Origin of the sequence: Mycolicibacterium vinylchloridicum (assembly GCF_013404075.1) — a bacterium.
GTDB lineage: Bacteria > Actinomycetota > Actinomycetes > Mycobacteriales > Mycobacteriaceae > Mycobacterium > Mycobacterium vinylchloridicum.
The window spans coordinates 1-3,119 of record NZ_JACBJQ010000140.1; the positions used below are offsets into that span (position 1 = coordinate 1).

General features: G+C 67.0%; 5 protein-coding genes. 4 read left to right on the plus strand and 1 reads right to left on the minus strand.

Annotated elements, in window-relative coordinates; genetic code table 11:
- The 4 genes from HPC46_RS33995 to HPC46_RS34010 all read left to right on the plus strand — a co-directional run.
- A partial coding sequence (locus tag HPC46_RS33995; RefSeq protein WP_179476385.1) for a hypothetical protein occupies nucleotides 1-220 on the plus strand: 220 nt, incomplete at its 5' end.
- Between the two features lie 98 nt (nucleotides 221-318).
- Nucleotides 319-975: a response regulator transcription factor gene (locus HPC46_RS34000; RefSeq protein ID WP_179476386.1), complete on the plus strand. Its 657-nt coding sequence runs from the start codon at nucleotides 319-321 to the stop codon at nucleotides 973-975.
- A complete protein-coding gene (locus HPC46_RS34005) occupies nucleotides 972-1,808 on the plus strand; it encodes an AraC family transcriptional regulator (RefSeq protein ID WP_179476387.1) in 837 nt (278 codons plus the stop codon). The genes HPC46_RS34000 and HPC46_RS34005 overlap by 4 nt, the downstream gene beginning before the upstream one ends.
- 12 nt (nucleotides 1,809-1,820) lie before the next feature.
- The gene (locus HPC46_RS34010) at nucleotides 1,821-2,645 is read left to right on the plus strand and encodes an SAM-dependent methyltransferase (protein WP_179476388.1); all 825 of its coding nucleotides are present in this window, start codon (nucleotides 1,821-1,823) and stop codon (nucleotides 2,643-2,645) included.
- Between the two features lie 4 nt (nucleotides 2,646-2,649).
- On the opposite strand, the gene HPC46_RS34015 is transcribed toward HPC46_RS34010, so the two are convergent.
- Nucleotides 2,650-3,119 (minus strand): HNH endonuclease signature motif containing protein (locus tag HPC46_RS34015; protein WP_179476389.1); only part of this gene is annotated, 470 nt, incomplete at its 5' end.

Below are 3,119 nucleotides of genomic sequence, written 5' to 3' on the forward strand. Positions count from 1 at the left end.
TGTGCTGGGCGAGTGCGGATGTGTGTGGGGGAGAGGTCTCGGATTCGGCGGGGTGGGCGGCCCGGCCTCCGGGCTCGGGGTATTGCCCGGCGCCGGTGTCGGCGCTGCCGGGGTCGGTCTGCTGCCCGGCCCCGGATTGGGCGGCTTCGGCGGACCGCTATCGGGGCTGGGCGTGCTGCCCGGTGCCGGTGTCGGACTTCCGGGAGCCGGACTGATCTGACCGATTGGACGCGGGCGTGCGGTGCCCGAGCCGAGCCGGTGCACCGCACGTCCGCCGCCAAACAGCCGCCTAACGCCGCCGCGCGCATACTTTCTCCCATGCGGGTGTTGGTCGTCGAAGACGAGGTTGTGCTCGCCGATGCGATCGCCGCAGGTCTGCGCCGTCACGCGATGGCGGTCGACATCGCCTACGACGGGGCCAGCGGACTGGACCGCGCGACGGTCAACGACTACGACGTGATCGTGCTCGACCGAGGCCTACCGGTGCTCTCTGGTGACGATGTCTGCGCCGAGCTGACCGGAACCGGGGGCGTCGCCAGAATCTTGATGTTGACGGCGGCCAGCGCCGTGGCCGATCGGGTCAATGGTCTCCAACTCGGCGCCGACGACTACTTGAGCAAGCCATTCGCCTTCACCGAGCTGGTGGCAAGGGTGCAGGCCCTGGGCCGGCGATCCCAGGCCGCAGTGCCACCGGTATTGGAACGCAGCGGCATCAGACTCGATCCGCACATGCTGACGGTCACGCGGGACGGTGCACCGGTGAGTCTGTCCCGCAAGGAATTCGGGGTACTTGCGGAGCTCCTTCGCGCCGACGGCGCCGTGGTGTCCGCTGAACATCTACTGGAGAAGGTCTGGGATGAACACGCCGACCCCTTCACCGGCGCCGTGCGGTACACCATCATGATGCTGCGCCGGAAACTCGGCCCTCCCCCGATCGTCGACACCGAAACCGGCGCCGGTTACCGTCTGGCATGACATCGGCGCCATCTCTGCATCTTCCCCAACCCCCGCTGTCACAGCACGTCAGCTACATCGGCCATTGGAGCCACACCGGCAATGCGTCACATCGCAGCACGGCGCTTCCCCGTGGCGCGGTGACACTCGTGATCGATCTCAGCGGTGCGGATCTGGTGGACATCGCCGTCGTCGGCCAACAGCCGGTGCAGGTTCCGTCGGCGTTCATCGCCGGCGGGGGTACGACATCCTATGTCACACAGATCGATCCGGGCCAGACCGTCATGACCGTGCACTTCCGGCCGTCGGGCGCCCGGGCATTTCTGGAGATGCCGTTGGGCGAACTACAAGACCGCTGCATCGGCATCGACGACATCTGGGGCGAGGCTTCCCGCGCCTTGAGGGAACGGCTCACCGCAACCACGTCGGCCGTCGGCCGGGTGGCAGTGATGGAGCAATTCCTCCTAGGCCGCATGACCGTTCGCAACAGCCGGATACCCGGACTGCTGGCTCACCTCGACGCTTCCCCGTCGATCACGGTGACCGAGGTGTGCGGGATCACCGGGCTGTCGCCCAAGCGGCTGACCGCTGTGTTCCGCGCGGAGGTCGGACAGAGTCCGAAAACGTATTTGCGCGTGCGACGACTGCAGGCCGCCCTGCAGCGACTCGATGCCGGTACGCACCGCGGTGCCGACATCGCCGCCGATCTCGGCTACTTCGACCAGGCGCACTTCGTGCGCGACTTCCGCAGCTTCACGTCGATCACCCCGAGCGAATATTGGCGCCACCGATCGAGCTTGCCCAGCCACCTCGAATCGGCCGAAATGTACAAGTCCGCGCGGGCGCTGTCATGACAGCATCCGGATATGGAATCCAGACGAGAAGCGGTGGCCGACACCGGACTGTTGGTGGCCGCAATCCGTGCCCGCGAATCGATCCGTGCGGACCGGCTCTTCACCGATCCGTTCGCCGACAAGCTCGCCGGTGAGGCCGGGCACCGGATCCTCGATGCGGCCCTGGCCACCTCCGGCGACCGCTCCACCATGCAGATCGTGGTGCGTACGCGATTCTGGGACGACGCCCTGCTGGATGCGTCCTCGTCCTGCCGACAGGTCGTGCTGGTCGCCGCAGGCATGGATGCGCGCGCCTACCGGCTGAGCTGGCCGGCGGACACCACCGTCTTCGAACTCGACCAGCCGGCCGTGATCGCCGCGAAGAACTCCCTACTGGCCGAGGACAATCCGCGGTGCACACGCGTGCCGATCGGGGTCGACCTGGCCGACGACTGGCCGTCCGCGTTGACGGCCGCCGGTTTCGAGCCCGCGGCTCCCGCGGTGTGGCTGACGGAAGGGCTTTTGCAGTACCTCGACGAAGACGCCGTGCTCCGGCTCTTCGAGCGCATCCACGTGTTGTCGGCGCGAGGGTCGGTGCTCTGCTACGACGTCGTCGGAAAGTCGTTGCTGGAGGCACCTTTCATGGCCGAGCTGCTGAAATCCATGGCGGAGAACGGCGCGCCGTGGTTGTTCGGCACCGACGATCCCGCGGAGTTGGTGCGCGACCGCGGATGGTCGGTGGAGGTCACCGATATCGCCGAACCCGGCAACCGGTGGAATCGCTGGTATGCGCCGGTCACGCCGGCCGACGTAACCGACGCGCCTCGCGGGTACTTCGCGATCGCGACCAAGGTCTAGAGCGTCAGGCGGCGTCATTACCCACGTCATCAGGCGGCGAGTCAGAGTCGTTCTCCAACAGCCGTTCCGGGTGGTGGTAATCGTTAGTGCCGCCGCGGAGCATGGGTAGGTTTGGTGGTGGGATCCATTGAGTCTGGCCGCCTGCGAGTTGGCGGGTGGCCCAGCCGCCGGTTTCGACGAGTTCGTTGTCGGGCGGGCAGGCCAGGGTGAGGTCACCGATGTCGGTGCGGCCGCCGTTCTTCCAATCCTTGGCGGCGTGGTGGACCACACTGTGATAGCCGGGCGCATCGCAGCCGGGGCGGGTGCAGCCACGATACTTGGCGTGCAGGATGATTCGCTGGTCTGCCGAAGCGATACGTTTGGTTCGGCCCAGCCACAGTGCGCGACCGTTCACCCCCTCGAACAGCGCGAGGTAGTGGTAGGCGTGCGCCCCTAACCGGATTACCTCGGAGATCGGCATGACCACCCCGCTGG